The sequence below is a fragment of the Pedobacter sp. GW822-FHT03F06 genome (assembly GCF_058801365.1).
Genome location: NZ_JBXANE010000002.1, coordinates 483,802 through 501,947, shown reverse-complemented (window position 1 = coordinate 501,947; position 18,146 = coordinate 483,802). Strand labels below are relative to the sequence as shown.

The window sequence follows — 18,146 nt, the reverse complement described above, 5'->3', positions numbered from 1 at the left end:
AGCAATTACAGTGGTGCTTCGGTTAAAACAGTCCTGCCAATTGCTTTAGCCCAGATGAAAAAATCTGGGGCTATCGCGGCTGTCAGGTTTAGATTACACCTATTCCTGCAACTATGCCAAGTTTCCGATCTGCTGCCTAAAAAGAGGTTCGTGAAGACACGAACCTTGGCGAGGGGTTTTCTCCATTTCGCTGCGCTTCAGTTGAAATGACGACCAAAAGAACTAAAACTTCGCGGCCTCGCCTGCTTTTGGCAAGGCTTTTTTAATAAACTCACGGATATGGTTATTTGCCGTTTTCAGATCGTCTTTACGTAAATACATCATGTGTCCACTACGATAACCTTCCCAGCTCATACGGTCTTGCAGTTTACCCGCAGCATCTAATTGCCACATGCTGTATTTCGCATTGAAATAATCGCAGGCCCCGTCGTAATAACCTGATTGCACCAACAAATGCAGATAGGGATTCTGTGCCATGGCCTGACGAAGGTTATCGCCAGTCTGGTCGCCAGTTTTATCCCATGGGTAAACGGAACCGAACATATTGTATTTCAAATCGGTTTTATAATTCAGCTCGTTGCGGATGTACATATTGATGGCAGGTGTAAATGAATGCAACCAAGAGGTTAGCTCTGCATTATAATCGGGTCCTTCGCCAGCACTCATTTTATCGATACCGCGATAGCGGGAATCTAATCTACCTACAGTAAAACCTTTATCTCTCAGCAGTTCTTTCCAAAAGAAATCGGTAGGTACATTGAGGTTGTAATCTAATATCACTTTTTCAGAAAGTCCGGAGTAACGGGCCATTTTTGTTGCAATGGCTTTCTTTTTATCGGCACTTAACATTCCACCCTGCGAAATAGCAGGGATTAATTCATTAATGGTAAAACTTTCAATTTCTGGAAGCATGGCTGTTAAATCTTTGCCCTGTAAATCGGCAGCAAGTGCCTTATGGTACCAGGCTGTAGCTGCAAAATAGGGTAAACGCAATGCCGCATCAACAGGGCCACTACGTTCAATACCAAGTTCTGTTGGTGAAACCAAAACCACGCCATTTAAATACATCCATTGGCTGTTCTGCAGCTCTAAAGCCAAACCCGAAACGCGTGTGGTACCATAGCTCTCGCCAATTAAAAATTTTGGAGAGGCCCAACGGTTATTTCGGGTTACAAAAGTATTGATCCACTCGGCCAGGTATTTAATATCGGCACGTACGCCAAAGAACTTATTGGTTGGAATATCTTTACTCACCGCCCTTGAATAGCCAGTATTAACCGGATCGATATAAATAATATCGGCAACATCTAAAATAGAATATGGATTTTCTTTATAACCATAAGGCTGCACCGGATAACCTTCGTCATCAATATTCAAAACTACAGGCCCCGTATAGGCGATGTGCATCCAAACTGAAGCCGAACCCGGGCCGCCGTTAAAAGAGATTACTAAAGGGCGTTTATCGCGATTTTGCACGTCACTGCGCTCGTAATAAGTATAAAACAAACCTGCAATTGGTTTTCCATCTTCATCCCAAACGGGCAGTGTACCTGTTGTAGCCTTATATGGAACGGATTTGCCATCGATATTTACAGTGTGATTGGTAACAACAGAACTTTCTACCTTAATGGTCCTTTCATTTGCTGAAGATTTAGGTTCGTCTTTAACAGTAACCTGGGTAGTGGTTACGGTTTCTTTAGATTGGCTTTTTCTTGGTCCCTGTTGTGCATATGCAAAAGCGCTTACGCTTAAAAATGTAGCAAGTATAAATCTGAATTTCATTGTTTTGGTTTGGTTTCTAAATATCAAACTATTGTAGCGTTAATCAAAAAGCGCATTAGAAATGTTACCATAAAAAAACCAGCATTGCTTTTGGCAATGCCGGTTCTGCAAAAAACTGCTGCAATAATGCAGTAGACTCCTTATTTAGGCTGGCAATTTAAATCACTACCGCTTCGGCGCTTGTATCTGAAATTTGCCAACCAATAGTCGGGTTTCCGGTAACCAATACATCTACAAAATATTCATAATACGATCCCGCCTTATAACCTTCAAAAGCATCGGCGTAAATTGGGCCTGAGGAATGGGATACCGAGGTTAGCGGAACGTTGCCCTCTCCTGCTATGCTTACTGTAATGCTCGAATAAACCTGCCCGGTAGTATACTGAAGTGTTGCCACTGCAGCCAGACCATTACTGGTCGTGAAATTTTTTGTAACCGTAACTACACCCCGGTGCATAACCTTTTTAGGGGAAAGGGCTACTTTTTCGGGCGTAAAACTACTAAACAGACAAACTGTAAAAGCTAAAGATGTTACGAGCAAAGCAATTGTTTTCTTCATTTTCTTTGGTTTAAATAGGTTAAATTTTAAAATATTAATTAAAAATCATTTGTGTATAGCGCCAGAAAATACAACTACAATCTTACGCGGTAGTAAAGGTGAATAACCCTTAAATTACAGGTGAGGTTACAATAGCCTGTGAATTAAATATAGTGCTTTATTGAGGAGATATTTTTCTGAATCAACGCGCAAACGTTTGATTAATAAGCTGATACTAAATCATAAAAATAACCAAATCAAATAACTACGCCTGTTTAATATGACAGCTCAAATCTACTTTAAGCATAAGAAAACAAAGTCTAAAACCAACACAGCACAAACGTTTGCTTAAAATATTATTCAAAATACGGGATAAAAAAAGCCGATACCGCAAATGCGGTATCGGCTGGTAAAAACTGATTTAATCGAGACGGGTTATTGTTTATTTTTTTATCATTTTAAGGCCAGAATCTCTTCATCTGACAATACCTTGTTCCAAACTTGTAATTCATCTAACTTTCCTTTAAATCCACCAACTGTTTGAAGCGGGAAAAACAAAGTTTCCGATTTACGTACTTTGGTTTTGTCTTTGTCTGTAAATGTGATCCAGTTATCATACAATCGCTTTTCGAGTTTACCATTTATATAAAGACTGGTACCTTTGTTGGTTCCGGTTATCACTACGTGAGTCCAACTATTTTCAGGTAAAGCATATCCGAAATCGATATCATAACCCTCCCTCGAAAAGCCAAGTTTGCCGGTACCTATCTGTTTTAATTTTACAGTTGCATTAGGCGATTTGAATAACACTGCACCGTCCAGGTTGTTACTGGCAGGGTTTACCCAAAAAGAGACAGTATAATTATATCCTATTTCAGTGTACGGCAACCTGGCATAACTATCTTTTCCTGAAAACGATAAAGCATTCTTTAAATATCCTTCTGTATAAGCTGCACCAGTAGTTTTAATTTGATTGTCTTTTTTATCAAAGTTAAACCGGGTTGTAAATGGCGCATCATTTTTAGATAACTTTCCACTGATGTTTAACGATGGGCCTTCTCCTATCTTCTTGCTCAAAACGTTAAAATCGTCGAACTTTAAAGCTGTATTGCTTCCTCCCCACATCTTTTGTGCTAATACCTGCATGGCCGGGAACACCCTGTCGTGTACATCTTTTTCTGTAATTCCATTGCCTACAATATCATTCCATACCGCAAAAGAACCGCCTAATATAGTCGGATCGCCAGGCTGAAACTGAACGTTTCCGATCATCGAAGGCGTCCATTTGTTGTAAAGATTTTTAATATTGAGGTAATCATAATAGTATCCTGCTGCGGGCACAATATAAAGCCATCCATCAGGCGTGCTAATTTGCTTATAGCCCAGTTTCTTCATTTCAACAGGGTTAGCATAACCATTATACCAGGTATTCATTACCACGTTTTCTACTTTCACAGGAGTGGTACCTTTTGCATGTGTTAATGCACCCCAAAGCCTAACATCTTTTCCAAAACCTTCTACATATTTAATCATGCGATCGGTAAAAGCCCGAAAAACTTCCGCATCTTTTTTAGCATATTCGTCTGTACCAATGTGAACCGCTTTACCCGTAAACACTGGTGTGCTACCAGAAATATATTCTTTAAATACATTTTCCATAACCGTATAACTAAGTGGATTATGGAGATCGAGGTGATCCATACCATACGCTTTACTGCCAATTTCGGGAACCACCTTTGTGAAGGCCAGCGCATGTGCCGGCGCATCAATTTCCGGAATAATACGAACAGCATAATTATCGGCTAACTGTTGCAGCGCCATAAATTCCTTTTTGGTATAAGAACCATCTTTTGCCGTCAGGCCTGGGTAGGTTGTATTTTCTAAACGGAAAGCCGAATAGGTATCGGGCCAACTATCATTGAAATATTTTTTAAAGCCATTGTCATTTAGGTGGATCTGAAAATCGTTCAATTTATAATACGACATGAATTTCACATAATCTCTTAAAAACTGCAGGCTAAAGAACTTACGGCCTACATCGAGCACAAATCCACGTACTTTAAACGCTGGATAGTCTCTCGCAATCCCTTTTGGAATGGAATTTTTCTGTTCCAGTAACTGTAGCAAAGTTCTGGTTCCCCAGAATAATCCCTGGTATTTTACTGCACTAATGGTAATATAATCTGCAGTATTAAAGTAGTATCCTTCTTCGCCAATACTTTTATCAGTTGCGCTTAAGGTTAAAAAAATATCGCCTTTTTTAGCCTTACCTTTCACAATTAAAAGGTTAAAACCCAACTGATCTTTCAGCTCTTGTTGTAAAATGCTGGCAGCTTGCCGCAACTGTTTTTCACTCACTGTATTTAAAACAATTCTGCTGGCTGCAGTTAGAGAGAATTCGCCCTTACCACCGTGCCATTCGCGTAAAGCAGGGATTACAAAAGGTTGTGGGTTAACACCTCCATCAGGAAATTTGCCCGGAACAACGATCTGCTTAGAAACATCGTACTTTATCGAATCGCTTACCTGACTGATCAGTTCGAAATACAAGTTGACATTTGTTGCAACCAGTGGCGTGGTAATATTGCCAGATGGATTTACAATTGGATCGCAATTACTTCCCTTGAATACCAGGGAATAACCTTTCGGGCTTTCGGGAAAAATAACTTTCTTATCGCCAGCCTTTATTTCCTTTATGTTAGGCACTGATTGAATAAGCGTGCTGTCTGTTTGACCGAATAAAAGGCCTTGAGCAACAATAACGAAACCAAGAGTAAATAGTATGCTTTTCATGTATAAATGATGAATTATTATAATTAGCGTTTAGCTTATCCGTTAAACACATTACATTTTTACACTGAAAATGATGCGCTTATGAGTTAAAGATAAACTAAACTTCTTTATACGCTCAAGTAAGTTCCGCGCAAACGTTTGATGAAAATGCATTGAAAAACAATGGAAGAAAAAAGCCGACACTGCATCAGCAATGTCGGCTAGTAAAAAACCGGGATGATGTTAATTATTTATCCCACCAAACTTTTCCTACCAGCTTATCGCCTCCTGGAACAGCGGCCGATGCAGCTTTATAATTTACCGCATTGGTAACGCCTTCGAAAAGAGGATAAGGGAACCGGCGTGGAATTGATCCACCCGTATTGGTGTTTGGATATACAATAGGTATTAGCGCAGGAATACCTGTTCTTCTCCAGTTGGACCATGCCTCATAAAAATCGAGCATGGTAATGGTATGTGCCCAATATTGAGTGCCGATCATATCTAAACCATTGGCCGCCACATAAGGGTGTGCGGTTAAATAAGCCGCAGCATCTGCTCCGCTTACAGCCATTGACGGATCATATTGAGAAAGATAAGTCATTGCCGAGGTTACACCAGCATTGTAATGTGTAGCTGCCGAACCTCCAATACCATAGCGCTGTGCCGCTTCTGCCCAAAGTAATTCGGTTTCGGCATAGGTAAGAATAAAAGTATTGCCATCTCTTTTTAACATACCCGGGTTTGGAGATGAATAATCGGTAAAATCAGTATAAGAAGGATCCTGACGAACGTCTCTTCCTGCAATACCACTTAAATCTTTACCATTTGGCATTCCTTTTTGCACTGCTGGATTGGTTACGAAAGCAGGGTTTTGAACTTTGGCACCATCAGTTAAATACAATTTGGTTACTGCAACCTTACCTAAACGTGGATCGTTATTGATCTTTAAATAATTAATGAAGGTACTGCTCCACCTGGTATAATAATTTTCCTGGCCACCATCACCCAATAAAACCTGTGCATTTCTGTTTTGTGTTACACGAGCACCATTGCTATCATGTTTAAAGAAAGCATTATCGGCATCGCCGGTCATGGTTTTACCAATGGCTTTATTAATGTAAGTCTGAGCTAAAGTGGCATCGGCTTTGGTTAACCTCATGGCCATGCGCAGCATTAAACTATTCCCGAAACGTTTCCATTTCGCAATGTCGCCGGCAAAAATAAGGTCGCCTGTAACTTTATCGCCACTAGCATTTAGGGCAGTGCTCGCTTCATCAACCTCTTTTAATAAATCGGTGTAAATAGCTTGTTGGGCGTCATATTTAGGATATAAATTTGCAGTATAATAGCCTCTTCCTGCATCAAAATAGGGCACATCACCATATAGATCAGTTAATCTTTCGAAAATTAAGGCTTTCCAGATCCTGCCCATTTGGTAAACATTATTGTATTGTGCTTTTCCTTTGGTAAACTCTACCAAATCGGCAACATATTTAACCTGATCCGGATAGGCTTTTTCCCAATAAGCTGCTGTATAGCCTTCATTTAGCATATATTTATCTCCTGCCCAATAACTGATGACGGACGACATGCCCTGCATCATGGTAGAAGAATAAATTAAATTTCCTCTCCAGGTTTCATAGGCAAAATCGATGCTGCCTGTATAATTTAACTGAGCTGTGGATAAAAGGAAGTTTGGGTTATATTGTTCCTGACCAATAGCGGTTGGATCTGTATTAATTTTTTCAAAGTCTTTTGTACAACCAGCTATCAGGGCTAATCCAGATAATAAAAGTGGTACGTATAATTTTATGATCGTTTTCATTTTCAATTCGTTTAAAGGATTATAACTTAACACTTAAATTTAAACCATAGGTACGCACTGGCGGCACACCGCCCAACTCCATACCCGGAATGGTTGCATTATAGCTCGATTCGGGATCGATATTGTCGGTTTTCTTCATGATGATAAATAAGTTACGACCAACGAAACTTACATTTAAGCCTTTAATCTTATTGTTGAACAATTTTCCAGGGAAATTATACCCCAGAATAACCTGTCTGAACTTGATAAAACTTGCATCCTGAACAAACTGTTTTGAAACATTATTAGCGAAAGTACTGTAATAGTTTGCGGCATTTACACCTAGCGCGTCGCGGTTTTCTAAAGTGGCTTGATGCAACCCAAACACATAACCATAATAATCGGTAGCAGAGAAAATTTTACCGCCCCATTTACCGTCAATCAAGAATGAAAGATTAATCCCTTTATAGTTAAACTCATTATTCCAACCAGCAGTCCATTTATTGTATGCTGAACCATAAGGTTTTAATTCACCTCTTTCTGGAATCCCGTCGGTACCCTTTACAATATTGCCATTACCATCGTACTTGTAGTCGTAAGCCATTACCTGTGCAATAGCCAATCCTTCAAGGTTTTGTAAAAAACCTACATTGCTTCTCGAAGTTGCCAAAGGCTGCGAAGCTGTACCAGGCGCAAGTGTTAACACTTTATTATCGTTATAAGAGCCATTTAAAGTAGAGGTCCAGCTAAAATCTTTGTTCTTTAAAACCACACCAGATATTAAAGCTTCTACTCCTTTATTCTGTAATCGACCGATATTTAAAATTGCAGCGTTGTAACCAGTTGTTGTAGAGGCAGGAACGGCCAGGATTTCATCTTTCGATTTCTTATTGTACCAGGTAAAGTCGAAACTAAGCCGATCGCCAAAGAACTTCATTTCAGTACCAATCTCTAATTCTGTAGCGCTTGATGCTTTTAAACTAGCGTTTGGAATCGCAGCATTAACAATATTACCCAATGAGTTTCCATTCACGGTTTCACTCCGCAAATTATAATAGAGCTGAGTTTGGAAAGGATAAGTGGCCTGCCCTACCATCGCATAACCTGCCCTAAGTTTACCAAAGCTTAAAAAAGATGGTTTCCATAACTCTGAGAAAACAAATGAACCGCTTACGGACGGATAGATACTATTGAGCTTATTATCTTTCCCTGGGGTTGCCAGGGTAGAAAACCAGTCGTTACGTGCACTTCCGGTTAAATACAGGATGTCTTTATAAGTTAACTCCAAAGTACCATATACCGATTGTGTTTCCTGGTCGGTTTGATAAATACCAACAGCCTTACCTCCGGTATTAGCTAAATTGTAAACACCAAAAATCTGGAAAGACCCGCCAGTGTTCGTGGTTCCGGCACTTTTGGTACGGCGATAACTTGCTCCAAAATTAGGTGTAATTGAAAAATCATCGATTTTAAATGATTTACCAATTAACGCATCTACGTTAATATCGGAGAATTTACTGATCTGCTCAGTATAACCGCCATCAACATCGTATGCTGTACCAGATGGGGTAATGCCAACATAATTATCGTTATAAGAATCTCTCCCGGCACGCGCCTGTAGAAACAATCCGTTATTAAAAGTATACTTCGCACTGATAGAGCTTAGTAAACGCTCTCTTTTTGTATTGTGAACAAAATCATAAGCGGCAAACCAAGGATTGGTGGCATAGGTATTGCCTGCATTGTATGAAAGTTCAGTTCCATCAGCTTTTTTTCCTGGTTTTAAGGTTTCGATGTTTACACTGGTTGGTAAAAATGCTGCATTATAATTGGCATTACCTGCACCGTCAGAAACCATCGGGCGGTTATTTGCCTGTTCTAAAATGTAGTTGAAGCGTGCATCAATCACCAAATTTTTAATGGGATCGAAAGTGCCTGATAAGGTGAAATTTTGTCTATTTAAACCAGAATTAGGTACAACCGATCTGTTGGTTAAATCGCTTGCCGATAAGCGCATTACGCCACCGGTAAACGATTTGTTTAATGCCAATGTATTGGTGAAAGTTCCCCCCGTTCTATAAAAATCTTCTATATTATTTTCTTGGGCAGAATAAGGTCTGCTTACCCCGTCAAACTGAACCACATTAGACCCATCTAGTTTTGCGCCCCAGCTCGAGCCACCCACTTGCGCGGCTGCCGTCGCATCAGCAGGCTTTACGCCATTTGCCCCTTGGCCATAAACGTATTGCCAGTTCGTTCTATCCATCACTTGCTCGGCAACATAGTTACTGCTAAATTCGATGCTATTACCTTTACCGCTTTTTGTGGTGATTAGGATTACACCTGCTTTGGCTCTGTTACCATAAAGGGCAGAAGCTGCAGCACCTTTTAATACCGAAATGCTTTCAATATCATCTGGGTTTAAGTTACTAATCGCATCTCCTAAGTCGGGCGCATTATCATACTGACCACCGTTATTACCGATACCAATAGTGCTGCCAAAACCAACTGGTGCACTTTCCATTGGAATACCATTTACAACATACAAAGGCTGACTTGATGGACCTAAGCTGGATACGCCACGGATGGTAACGTTTGTCGCAGCACCAGCACCTCCAGATGTACCGGCAATATCCAAACCTGCTACTTTACCCACTAAAGAGTTGGTAATATTATTTTCACGTGCCTGTGTTAGCGTTTCGCCGCCAATCTGCGTAACCGAATAACCTAAAGCCCTTCTTTCTTTTTTGATACCCAAAGCCGTAACCACCACATCGGTAAGCTGTTTGGTGTCTTCAGCTAATACGATATCGATACTGGTCTGCGTACCAATAGCAATTTCCTTGGTTTGAAAACCGGCATAAGAAATTACCAGAATTGCATTTTCAGGTGCATTTAAAGCAAATTTACCGTTCACATCGGTAGAAGTACCAATACCAGTTCCTTTAACCCTAACACTTGCACCAGGTAAAGCACCTCCAAGTGCATCCTTAACTGTTCCCGAAATCGGAACTTCTTTATTTTTGCTAATTACAATCAAGCCACCATCAGAAACAGAATATTTCAGGTTGGTTCTGTTTAAAATGGCTGCCAATACATCAGTAACCAAAGTATTGGTTACAGTAATGCTTACATCCTTATTTACCGGAACGTAAGAAGAGCTGTAAACAAAATGGTAACTGCTTTGCTGCTCAATAATCTGTAATACCCTGGCCAGCTTTGTTTTCTTAACATCTAAAGAAATTTTTTCCTGAGAAAAAACCGATGCCGAAACATTAAGACAGGTAATGAAAACCATAATACAGGCTAGTTTCATTAGCATAATGAATTTTAGAAGCGCTTTATATTTTGGGCGCCCTTGCAGTAAGTAATAATAAATCATATTTTTGTTTTTTTGGTTGCATAAAGTTCTTGGCAGCAATCTGTTTGCGCATAAACTGCCATTAATTAATCAAAAGAGAAATTGCTAAGGGCGGTGCTCCAACACCGTCCTTTTTTCTTTCTATTTCGAGATGGTTACCTGTTTTCCTTTTATCTCATATTTAAAATTATTTTCCGTTGCTTTTAAAGCGTGTAAAACTTCTTCAATACTTTCGTTTGTTATGGTTGCTGTAAAGCGGTATTTTTCTATTGAAGGATCTGTAAATTTGATTTCTACGTTATACCACTTTTCTAAAACATTCCTAATCTCATCAAAATCCTGATCGTAAATTTCGATCCTGTTCTGCGTCCAGGCAGTTTCTACAATGGTGCTGTCTTTAATCTTTGTGTAATGGTTAATGGTAATTTCGGGCTGCAAGGCAGTAGGTTTAAGCAACTTGCTTTTTTGTTGCGGAGCAGCAGTCTTGTAAAAAGTAACTTTCTGACTTGGTTTTAAAGTAATGGTTCCGCCATTTCCATTTACGGCTTCCATGGTAATTAAGCCGCGGATTAATGTTGCTTCTGAAGTTGTTTCATCAGGATACGCTTTCACATTAAAAGCAGTACCCAGTACATTGATGTTAAAATCGGCTGTATGCACTTTAAAAGGCCTACTTTTATCGTGAGCCACATCAAAAAAAGCCTCACCTGTTAGGGTAACCTCCCTGAATTGATCGTTAAAACCTTTGGTTACAGATAAAGAACTTTTTGCGTTTAACAGCACTGATGTTCCATCCTGAAGTTTAATTTTTTTACGTTCACCACTTTTTGTAGTAAAAGTATAAACCTCCGCTACAGCATTTTTTGTATTGTTGTACTTAAAGTATGTGTTATAAACCAATACTGAGCAAAGCACTAAAACTAATGCTGCTGCTATTTTAAGCCATAAATAACGGTTCAGTTTAACTACTTTTTCTTCCGGAAACATCGTTTCCATCAAACTTTCTGTCTGTTTATTTAATGGGCGTTTATTCCCGCTCAATATCACATAAAGTTTTTTTGCTTCTGCAATTACTGCAGCCTGCTCGGGGTGGGCATTAATGTACTTCTCCCAATATCCAATGCAAAGCTTATCGGTTCCAGCGCAATACTGCTGAAAGGTACTATCGACAAGAAAATCTTCTGCATTGAACTTACTTCTATCAACCATTCTAATTTGCCTTTTATATATCAGTGCCCAAAAGCTTTATTTTTTCCTAAGGAAATTTTAACTTTTTTTTAACACGACCGAATATATGCGCTGAATGAGAATACAACGAAGAAATTTAATTTGCAGGAATAGTATTTTCAAAGGTTCTAAAGGGTAGGGCAGATGTTTTTATTACTTAAATAATTGCAAGTTTTTTGGGGGAAAGCAATTGCAGAAGCAATGGGGAGTGATAGTCCTGCTATCCGCTTTATCTCACTGCGTTCAATGCCCGCTTCTATCAGGTTTAGGTGGCGCAGTCTGTTTTACTATTTGGGGTTGCAGGGGGCAGAACCGGTATTGAGAGCACAAGGCCTTCTATTCCTAAACCCGGTAGTAACGAAAATCCTTTTTATTGCTTAAAAAGGATTTAACTATAACGTTTATCTGCAATAAAAAGATTGGAGTGCATAACGGGACTACAGTACCTACGGAGACAGGAATGTTCGTTTTCAGAATAAGAACATGTTCGCCTATCTGGATCAGATTCAATTGGCCACTCATCCATAGATCTCTCCACTACAGTCGAGATGACGAAATGCGGAGATTTACGCATTAAACTCTTTCCTTAGGATTTTAAGCGCATCGTAAATGGTGTTATAGGCTGTTTTAATGGTCTGATTGCTTTGCTCGGCAATCTGCTCGTAGCTTAATCCATCAAAAAATTTTAAATGGATAAGCTGTTTTTGACGGAAGGTTAGTTTTTCTAAAGCATTTTTGAGCTGATGTTGCACCAGTTCGTCGCTTTGTACCTTAACAATAAACTCTTCGTAACTCATTTCCATCCAATCGCCATCGGCCCCCGCATTAAAAAGCGCATCGTTAATTTTGCGCTTTCTCTCTAAGATCCTGAGCAGTTTTCGTTTAAGGAAGGTACGCAGATAGGCTTCAACATTATCAACACGGGTTAGATTTTCGTGTTTCTCCCAAATGGTGGTAAAAACAAGATCGGTAGCTTCGCTTGAAGTATCGGCATCGGCACAAACCCTGATCCCGAAATTTACGAGCGGGTAATAAAGTGCCGAATAGAGGTCAAAAAACGCATCTTTATCGCCAACCCGTAACCGTTCCCATAATAAGTGATGCGCTAATTTGTTCTCCATTAAATTGTTAGTTGTTATCACAATATTAACTAAAAACAACAAGATTATTACTAAGTTTCGGTTTGTGGCGATACAAACCGAGGCTAAGTAGATTTTGATCAATAAAAAAACCTATCAGGTTTCGAAAACCTGATAGGTTTGAATATTATTTTAAAGCCGTTTTGCTAAAAATGTGATATTCTCCCGGCGCTAAAGTTCTGTTATAGCTATTTGATGTGAGGTTAATGCTGCTTCCAACGGCATCCACCCAAGTTCCTGATGAACCAAAATCGATATTGGCCGTCTGGCTTACTACATCAAAATTCCCAACCACTACAACCGTATTCGCAGCTTCGGTTAACTTGATGTATTTTATTCCGCCAGTAAGGTTATAGCTTGAGTTTGTTGAATTAAAAATGCTATTGTTCTTTTTCAGCCTGATCAATTTAGCATAAGCATCGTACAGGGCTTTACGATTTGGATCGGTATAATAATCCCATTTAATCGGTTTTTCCCCCGTTCTTCCATTAAAATCGATGCTGATATCGTACCCGAGTTCTCCAAACTGCCAGATCATTTTTGGCCCGGGGATACTCAATAAAAATGCAGCTGCCAATTCTTCTCTTTTTAATGCTATAGCCAGATTTCCCTTAATCATATAATTACCGGAACCATTACCATAGCTGATGTTTTTAAAGTTCAATCTTTCCTCATCGTGACTTTCGCCATAACCAACCAAATTCTCAGATCTGGCAAAACCATGATTGGCATAAAAGCCCCACTGAAAATTAGATCCACCCAACCAACCCATAGTGGCTTCGTTCATGTCGTGGTTCAGGTTGTTCCAAAGCATCATGCCATCATCAGCCAACACTTTTTCTTCTGATTCTTCGGCAAAGTGCTCCAAAATCACATAAAAATTAGGATCTATAGCCTTGATATAAGCATTATAATCTTTCCAGGTGGCAATCCGGCCAGCATCATATAACCTAAACTGTGCATCATCAGTTGAGGTTTTCTGTGTAAATCCTTTCGACAGATCGAAACGGAAACCATCAATTTTATATTGCTGCATCCAAAATTTCATCACATCTTTCGAGAACTTTTTGGTAGCCAAACTTTCGTGGTTAAAATCATAACCCACATTAAATGGATGTTTGGCATCAACATTAAACCATGGGCTATTTGTTGTTGGTTTTGATCCATCGAAATATAATTGCACCATGGGCGATTGACCGAAAGAATGGTTCAACACCATATCCATAATCACAGCAATGCCACGTCCATGGCATTCATCAATAAAGTTTTGTAGCGCGGTTTTAGTTCCATAATATTTATCAGGTGCAAAATAAAACGATGGATTGTAGCCCCAGCTTAAATTCCCTTCGAATTCGTTTACAGGCATCAACTCAATTGCGTTTATGCCCAAACCAATTAAATAATCAAGTTTGGTCAATGTTGATTCATAATTATGATCGGTGGTAAAATCGCGGACGAGCAATTCGTAAATGACCAGGTTATCTTTAGCCGGACGCGAAAAACTGGTGTTTTTCCAGGTATAAGTTGGCTGATTAGCCTGCATTACACTTACGATGCCCGTTGTTTTACCTGTTGGATAAGCTTTTAAATTTGGATACGTTGCTGCAGTAATGTATTTGTCATTATCCGGATCGAGTATTTTCTCGCAATAAGGGTCGGCAACTTTTAAGTTTTCATCTACATAAAACTGATAGGCATATTCTGTATTGGGGTTTAAATTATCTACCTGAACCCACCAGTAATTCCCATCTGGTGTATTTTTCATGGCTAGCGTGGCGGTAGACCAATCGTTAAACTCGCCAATTAGCGAAACTGTTTTTTTCCCAGGTGCATAAAGTGTTACAATAGCCGATGTTCCGTTATTGATAAATACCACACCATCTTTGGCCCCCGTTGGTAAAGCTGCTGTTTGGTTTGTTGGCGTAGGATCCAAAACGCTATCTGTTGATGTTTTTTTACAGGCGGTATTAAGCGTTATTACTAATAGCGATAGGCAGACAATCTTTTTTGCTTTTTTCATTTCGTGCAGACACGAACCAAGACGGTACATTATTTTTTTCATTTGGTTAGGGATATTATGATTTACAGGCACAGTTTATCTCCTCGGTCTGTGCCTTCACAGACCGAAATCCCCGCTAATGGTTTGTGAGGACACAAAGCACGGACATCAATCAAATGGTCTGTGGAACACAGACCATGGAATATCTATACTGATCTATTTTCTTCTACTCCAAGCTTAGCAGTTAAAACTTCATCCGTTTTCTTAGGTTCACGGATAAATACATAGCAGATTATAGCAGCGAGAATCATTAAACCTCCACCCAATTGAACGGCTAAAAGCCTATCGTTATTTAATACATTGCGCATTAACCAACCAAAGCCTAGTGAGGCCATAATCTCTGGCAAAACAATAAAAAAGTTAAAAATCCCCATGTAGATCCCGATTTTATCTTTGGGCAAAGAACCACTCAGCATGGCATAGGGCATAGAAAGTATACTGGCCCAGGCAATACCCACACCAGTCATGCATAAATACAGCATATTTTTATCGTGCACCCAGGCTACGCTGATTAAACCAATGGCTCCACAGGTTAAACAAAGGGCGTGTGTGGTTTTACGGCCCAGCGCATCGGCAATTTTTGGAAGCACCAAAGCAAAAAGAAAAGTAATAACGCTGTAATAAGCAAGGGTTAAACTTCCAAAATCTGCACCATGCGCATAAACCGGATCGGCAGCATCTTTTCCACCAAAAACATTCACGGCTACTGCCGTGGTATAATAAAACCACATTAGAAACAAACCTGGCCAGGTAAAAAACTGAACCAACGAAACAATTTGCATTCTTTTTGGCATATTCCTTAAGGCATGAAAAATTTCCCTTGCACCTCCGCCAAAACCTTTACTGCTTTCTTTTACTTTTTCTTTAAAATCGACATCCTGAGGTGGGTATTCTTTAGTGGTAAACACCGTCCATAATACAGCGGCAAAGAAGAAAAAAGCGCCGATATAAAAAGAGAATTTTACGTTTTCAGGAATACTCCCCTGTTCTGCCGTATTGGTTAAGTGGAATACGTTGTTCATAATCCACGGTAAAGCCGAAGCCACACTTCCACCCAAACCAATCATCATACTCTGCATAATGAAACCGCGGTTCACCTGACTATCGGGTAATTTATCGGTAACAAAAGCACGGAAAGGTTCCATTGCAATGTTTCCAAAAACATCCAGAATCCAAAGCAAACCAGCGGCCATCCACAGCACACTACTATGTGGCATAAAGATTAAGGCAATGCTACTCACAATAGCACCAATCATAAAATAAGGTCTTCTTCTGCCCCATTTTGGGTGCCAGGTACGGTCGCTCAGGTAACCAATAATCGGCTGCACCAATAAGCCGGTTAAAGGCGCGGCCAAAAACAATAACGGAACCTGATCGGGATTGGCACCCAGGTTTTCGTAAATACGGCCCATGTTTGCACGCTGTAAGTCCCAACCGAACTGAATCCCAAAAAAACCGACGCTCATGTTGATGATCTGTACAAGTGTTAATTTCGGGTTCTCGAATACTGTTTTTAAGCTCATTGTATTTGGTTTAGTTTTTAACCGCAAAGGGCGCTAAGTGGAAAGGGCGCAAAGCTATGTGATTATACTTTGTGTTCTTGGCGAGAATCTTCGCGTTCTTTGCGGTTAATTTTAATTCATTTTTTATCTTAAAATTCAATCACCTGTGCGCTAACGGGCATAAGGGTTACAGGTATACTTGTTCCTGCGGGAATATTTAATTTTCTGTCTGTTAACAGATCTGTAACCGGAGATGAATGTTTAACTTTCAAAATCTGATCAGGGATTTCGATATTGGCGGTTAAGGTTTCTGTCCGGTCAAAATTGGCCACTACCAATAAACGCTGTTTGCCTGAGTAACGGATAAAAGCATACATGTGCTTATTCATATTCCCTGTAACGGGCACCTCATAAATCTCACCATTTATTACCGCATCGCTTGTTGAAGTAACTTTTAACAACTGCTGGTAGTAAACCCGTAATTTTTGCTCATTTTCACTTAATTGTTTACCATCAAAAGCGCCGTTATTCATCCATTTCTGGTGGTTTGGCACACCCCAATAATCGAAAATGGTGGTTCGGTTGTCGTCGCCGCCAAATCCTTCCTGACCTTTTCCGGGTTCGCCAACTTCCTGACCGAAATAAAGCATTACGGGCCCCGAACCTAGTGTTGCCGAAACAACCATTGCAGGTAAAGCGAGTTCGGCTTTCCCTGCAAATCCTGCTGATGCAATGCGTTCTTCATCATGGTTTTCTAAAAAGCGCAACATGTGTTTGCCAAAACCAGCACTCTCTACCTGCCATACGTGTTTAATCGCGGCTACATCTGCAGTTGGTTCATTTCTGATCAGTTTTTTAAGTCCATCGTACAAACCCACTTTATCATACAGGTAATCGAATTTACCTTCATCTAAATATTGTTTGTAAACTTTTGGATTATAGGCTTCTCCGATAAAAATTAAATCAGGATTAACTTTTTTAACCTGTGGAATTACCCAGTTCCAGAAAGCAATAGGTACCATTTCGGCCATATCACATCTAAAACCATCAACCCCTTTATTTGTCCAATAAGTTAAAATATCGCGCATTTTTAGCCAAACTGGCGGAATGGGATCGAAATATTGCTTTTCGCCGTTCTGATAGTCTATGCCGTAATTCAGCTTAATGGTTTCGTACCAGTCGTCATATTTAGGTTTGGCAGAAAATACATTGTTACCCGTAGCTTTTGCAGGGTTTTCATTAAACTTACCATCCTGTAAAACGGAAATTGGTGTGTGCTTTGCTCCACCAGTTGGCACTGCAAAGGGCTGACCAGGATTATAATAAAAATCGTTGCTGGCGCTAAAAGCTTTGGCTACGTCATCCTCAGCACCAAAATCGATTACATTTTTTGGTTTTGCATAGGAGTGGTAACTTCTGGCTACGTGATTGGGCACAAAATCGATCAGCACCTTTAAGTTTTTTGCATGTGTTCTTTTCACCAGTGCTTCAAACTCCTTCATCCTGTTTTTAACATCAACAGCCAGATCGGGATCTACATCATAATAATCGCGGATGGCATAAGGCGAGCCTGCTCTACCCTTAACCACATCGGCATCATCGGGTTTAATTCCGAAAGCAGCATAATCGGTTAAACTTGCATGGGCAAGTACACCGGTATACCAAACATAATTCACGCTGAGTTCTTTTATACCGTCTAAGGCTTTATCGGTAATATCGTTAAACTTACCTGAACCATTTTGCTCGATGGTACCGTAAGGAATATTTGTGCTGTTTTTATTCCCAAATAAGCGGGGCAATAACTGATAAATAACGATCTGCTTATCGTTCATTTTTGTACGCTGTTTTTGTGCAAAGGATGATGATGAAAATAGTAAAAAGAAAACATACAATATGTAGGTCCTCTCCCTGCCCTTCCGATGTAAAATCGGAATAGACACTCCCAAGGGAGACAAAAAT

Annotated in this window: 10 protein-coding genes; all 10 read right to left on the bottom strand. The window is 39.9% G+C overall.

Annotated elements, in window-relative coordinates:
* Positions 1-222 precede the first annotated feature (222 nt).
* A complete protein-coding gene (locus AC1RJ8_RS04715) occupies positions 223-1,782 on the bottom strand; it encodes a S10 family peptidase (protein ID WP_492952748.1) in 1,560 nt (519 codons plus the stop codon).
* Between the two features lie 157 nt (positions 1,783-1,939).
* Entirely contained in the window at positions 1,940-2,341 is a 402-nt protein-coding gene (locus tag AC1RJ8_RS04710) for a hypothetical protein (protein WP_492952747.1), read from the bottom strand.
* Positions 2,342-2,773: 432 nt separating this feature from the next.
* Positions 2,774-5,113, bottom strand: a complete 2,340-nt coding sequence (locus tag AC1RJ8_RS04705) for a glycoside hydrolase family 20 protein (RefSeq protein WP_492952746.1) — start codon at positions 5,111-5,113, stop codon at positions 2,774-2,776.
* Between the two features lie 226 nt (positions 5,114-5,339).
* The gene (locus AC1RJ8_RS04700) at positions 5,340-6,920 is read right to left on the bottom strand and encodes a SusD/RagB family nutrient-binding outer membrane lipoprotein (RefSeq protein WP_492952745.1); all 1,581 of its coding nucleotides are present in this window, start codon (positions 6,918-6,920) and stop codon (positions 5,340-5,342) included.
* 19 nt (positions 6,921-6,939) lie between these two features.
* Entirely contained in the window at positions 6,940-10,215 is a 3,276-nt protein-coding gene (locus AC1RJ8_RS04695) for a SusC/RagA family TonB-linked outer membrane protein (protein WP_492952744.1), read from the bottom strand.
* Between the two features lie 186 nt (positions 10,216-10,401).
* Positions 10,402-11,469, bottom strand: a complete 1,068-nt coding sequence (locus tag AC1RJ8_RS04690; protein ID WP_492952743.1) for a FecR family protein — start codon at positions 11,467-11,469, stop codon at positions 10,402-10,404.
* A gap of 584 nt (positions 11,470-12,053) precedes the next feature.
* Entirely contained in the window at positions 12,054-12,608 is a 555-nt protein-coding gene (locus AC1RJ8_RS04685; RefSeq protein WP_492952742.1) for an RNA polymerase sigma factor, read from the bottom strand.
* A 145-nt stretch (positions 12,609-12,753) separates the two neighbouring features.
* Positions 12,754-14,688 carry an alpha-amylase family glycosyl hydrolase gene (locus AC1RJ8_RS04680; RefSeq protein ID WP_492952741.1) on the bottom strand — a complete coding sequence of 645 codons (1,935 nt, stop codon included), beginning with the start codon at positions 14,686-14,688 and terminating at the stop codon, positions 12,754-12,756.
* Between the two features lie 143 nt (positions 14,689-14,831).
* Positions 14,832-16,208, bottom strand: coding sequence for an MFS transporter (locus AC1RJ8_RS04675; protein WP_492952740.1), 1,377 nt, complete (start codon positions 16,206-16,208; stop codon positions 14,832-14,834).
* Positions 16,209-16,336: 128 nt separating this feature from the next.
* Positions 16,337-18,019 carry an alpha-amylase family protein gene (locus AC1RJ8_RS04670; protein ID WP_492952739.1) on the bottom strand — a complete coding sequence of 561 codons (1,683 nt, stop codon included), beginning with the start codon at positions 18,017-18,019 and terminating at the stop codon, positions 16,337-16,339.
* Between the last annotated feature and the right edge of the window lie 127 nt (positions 18,020-18,146).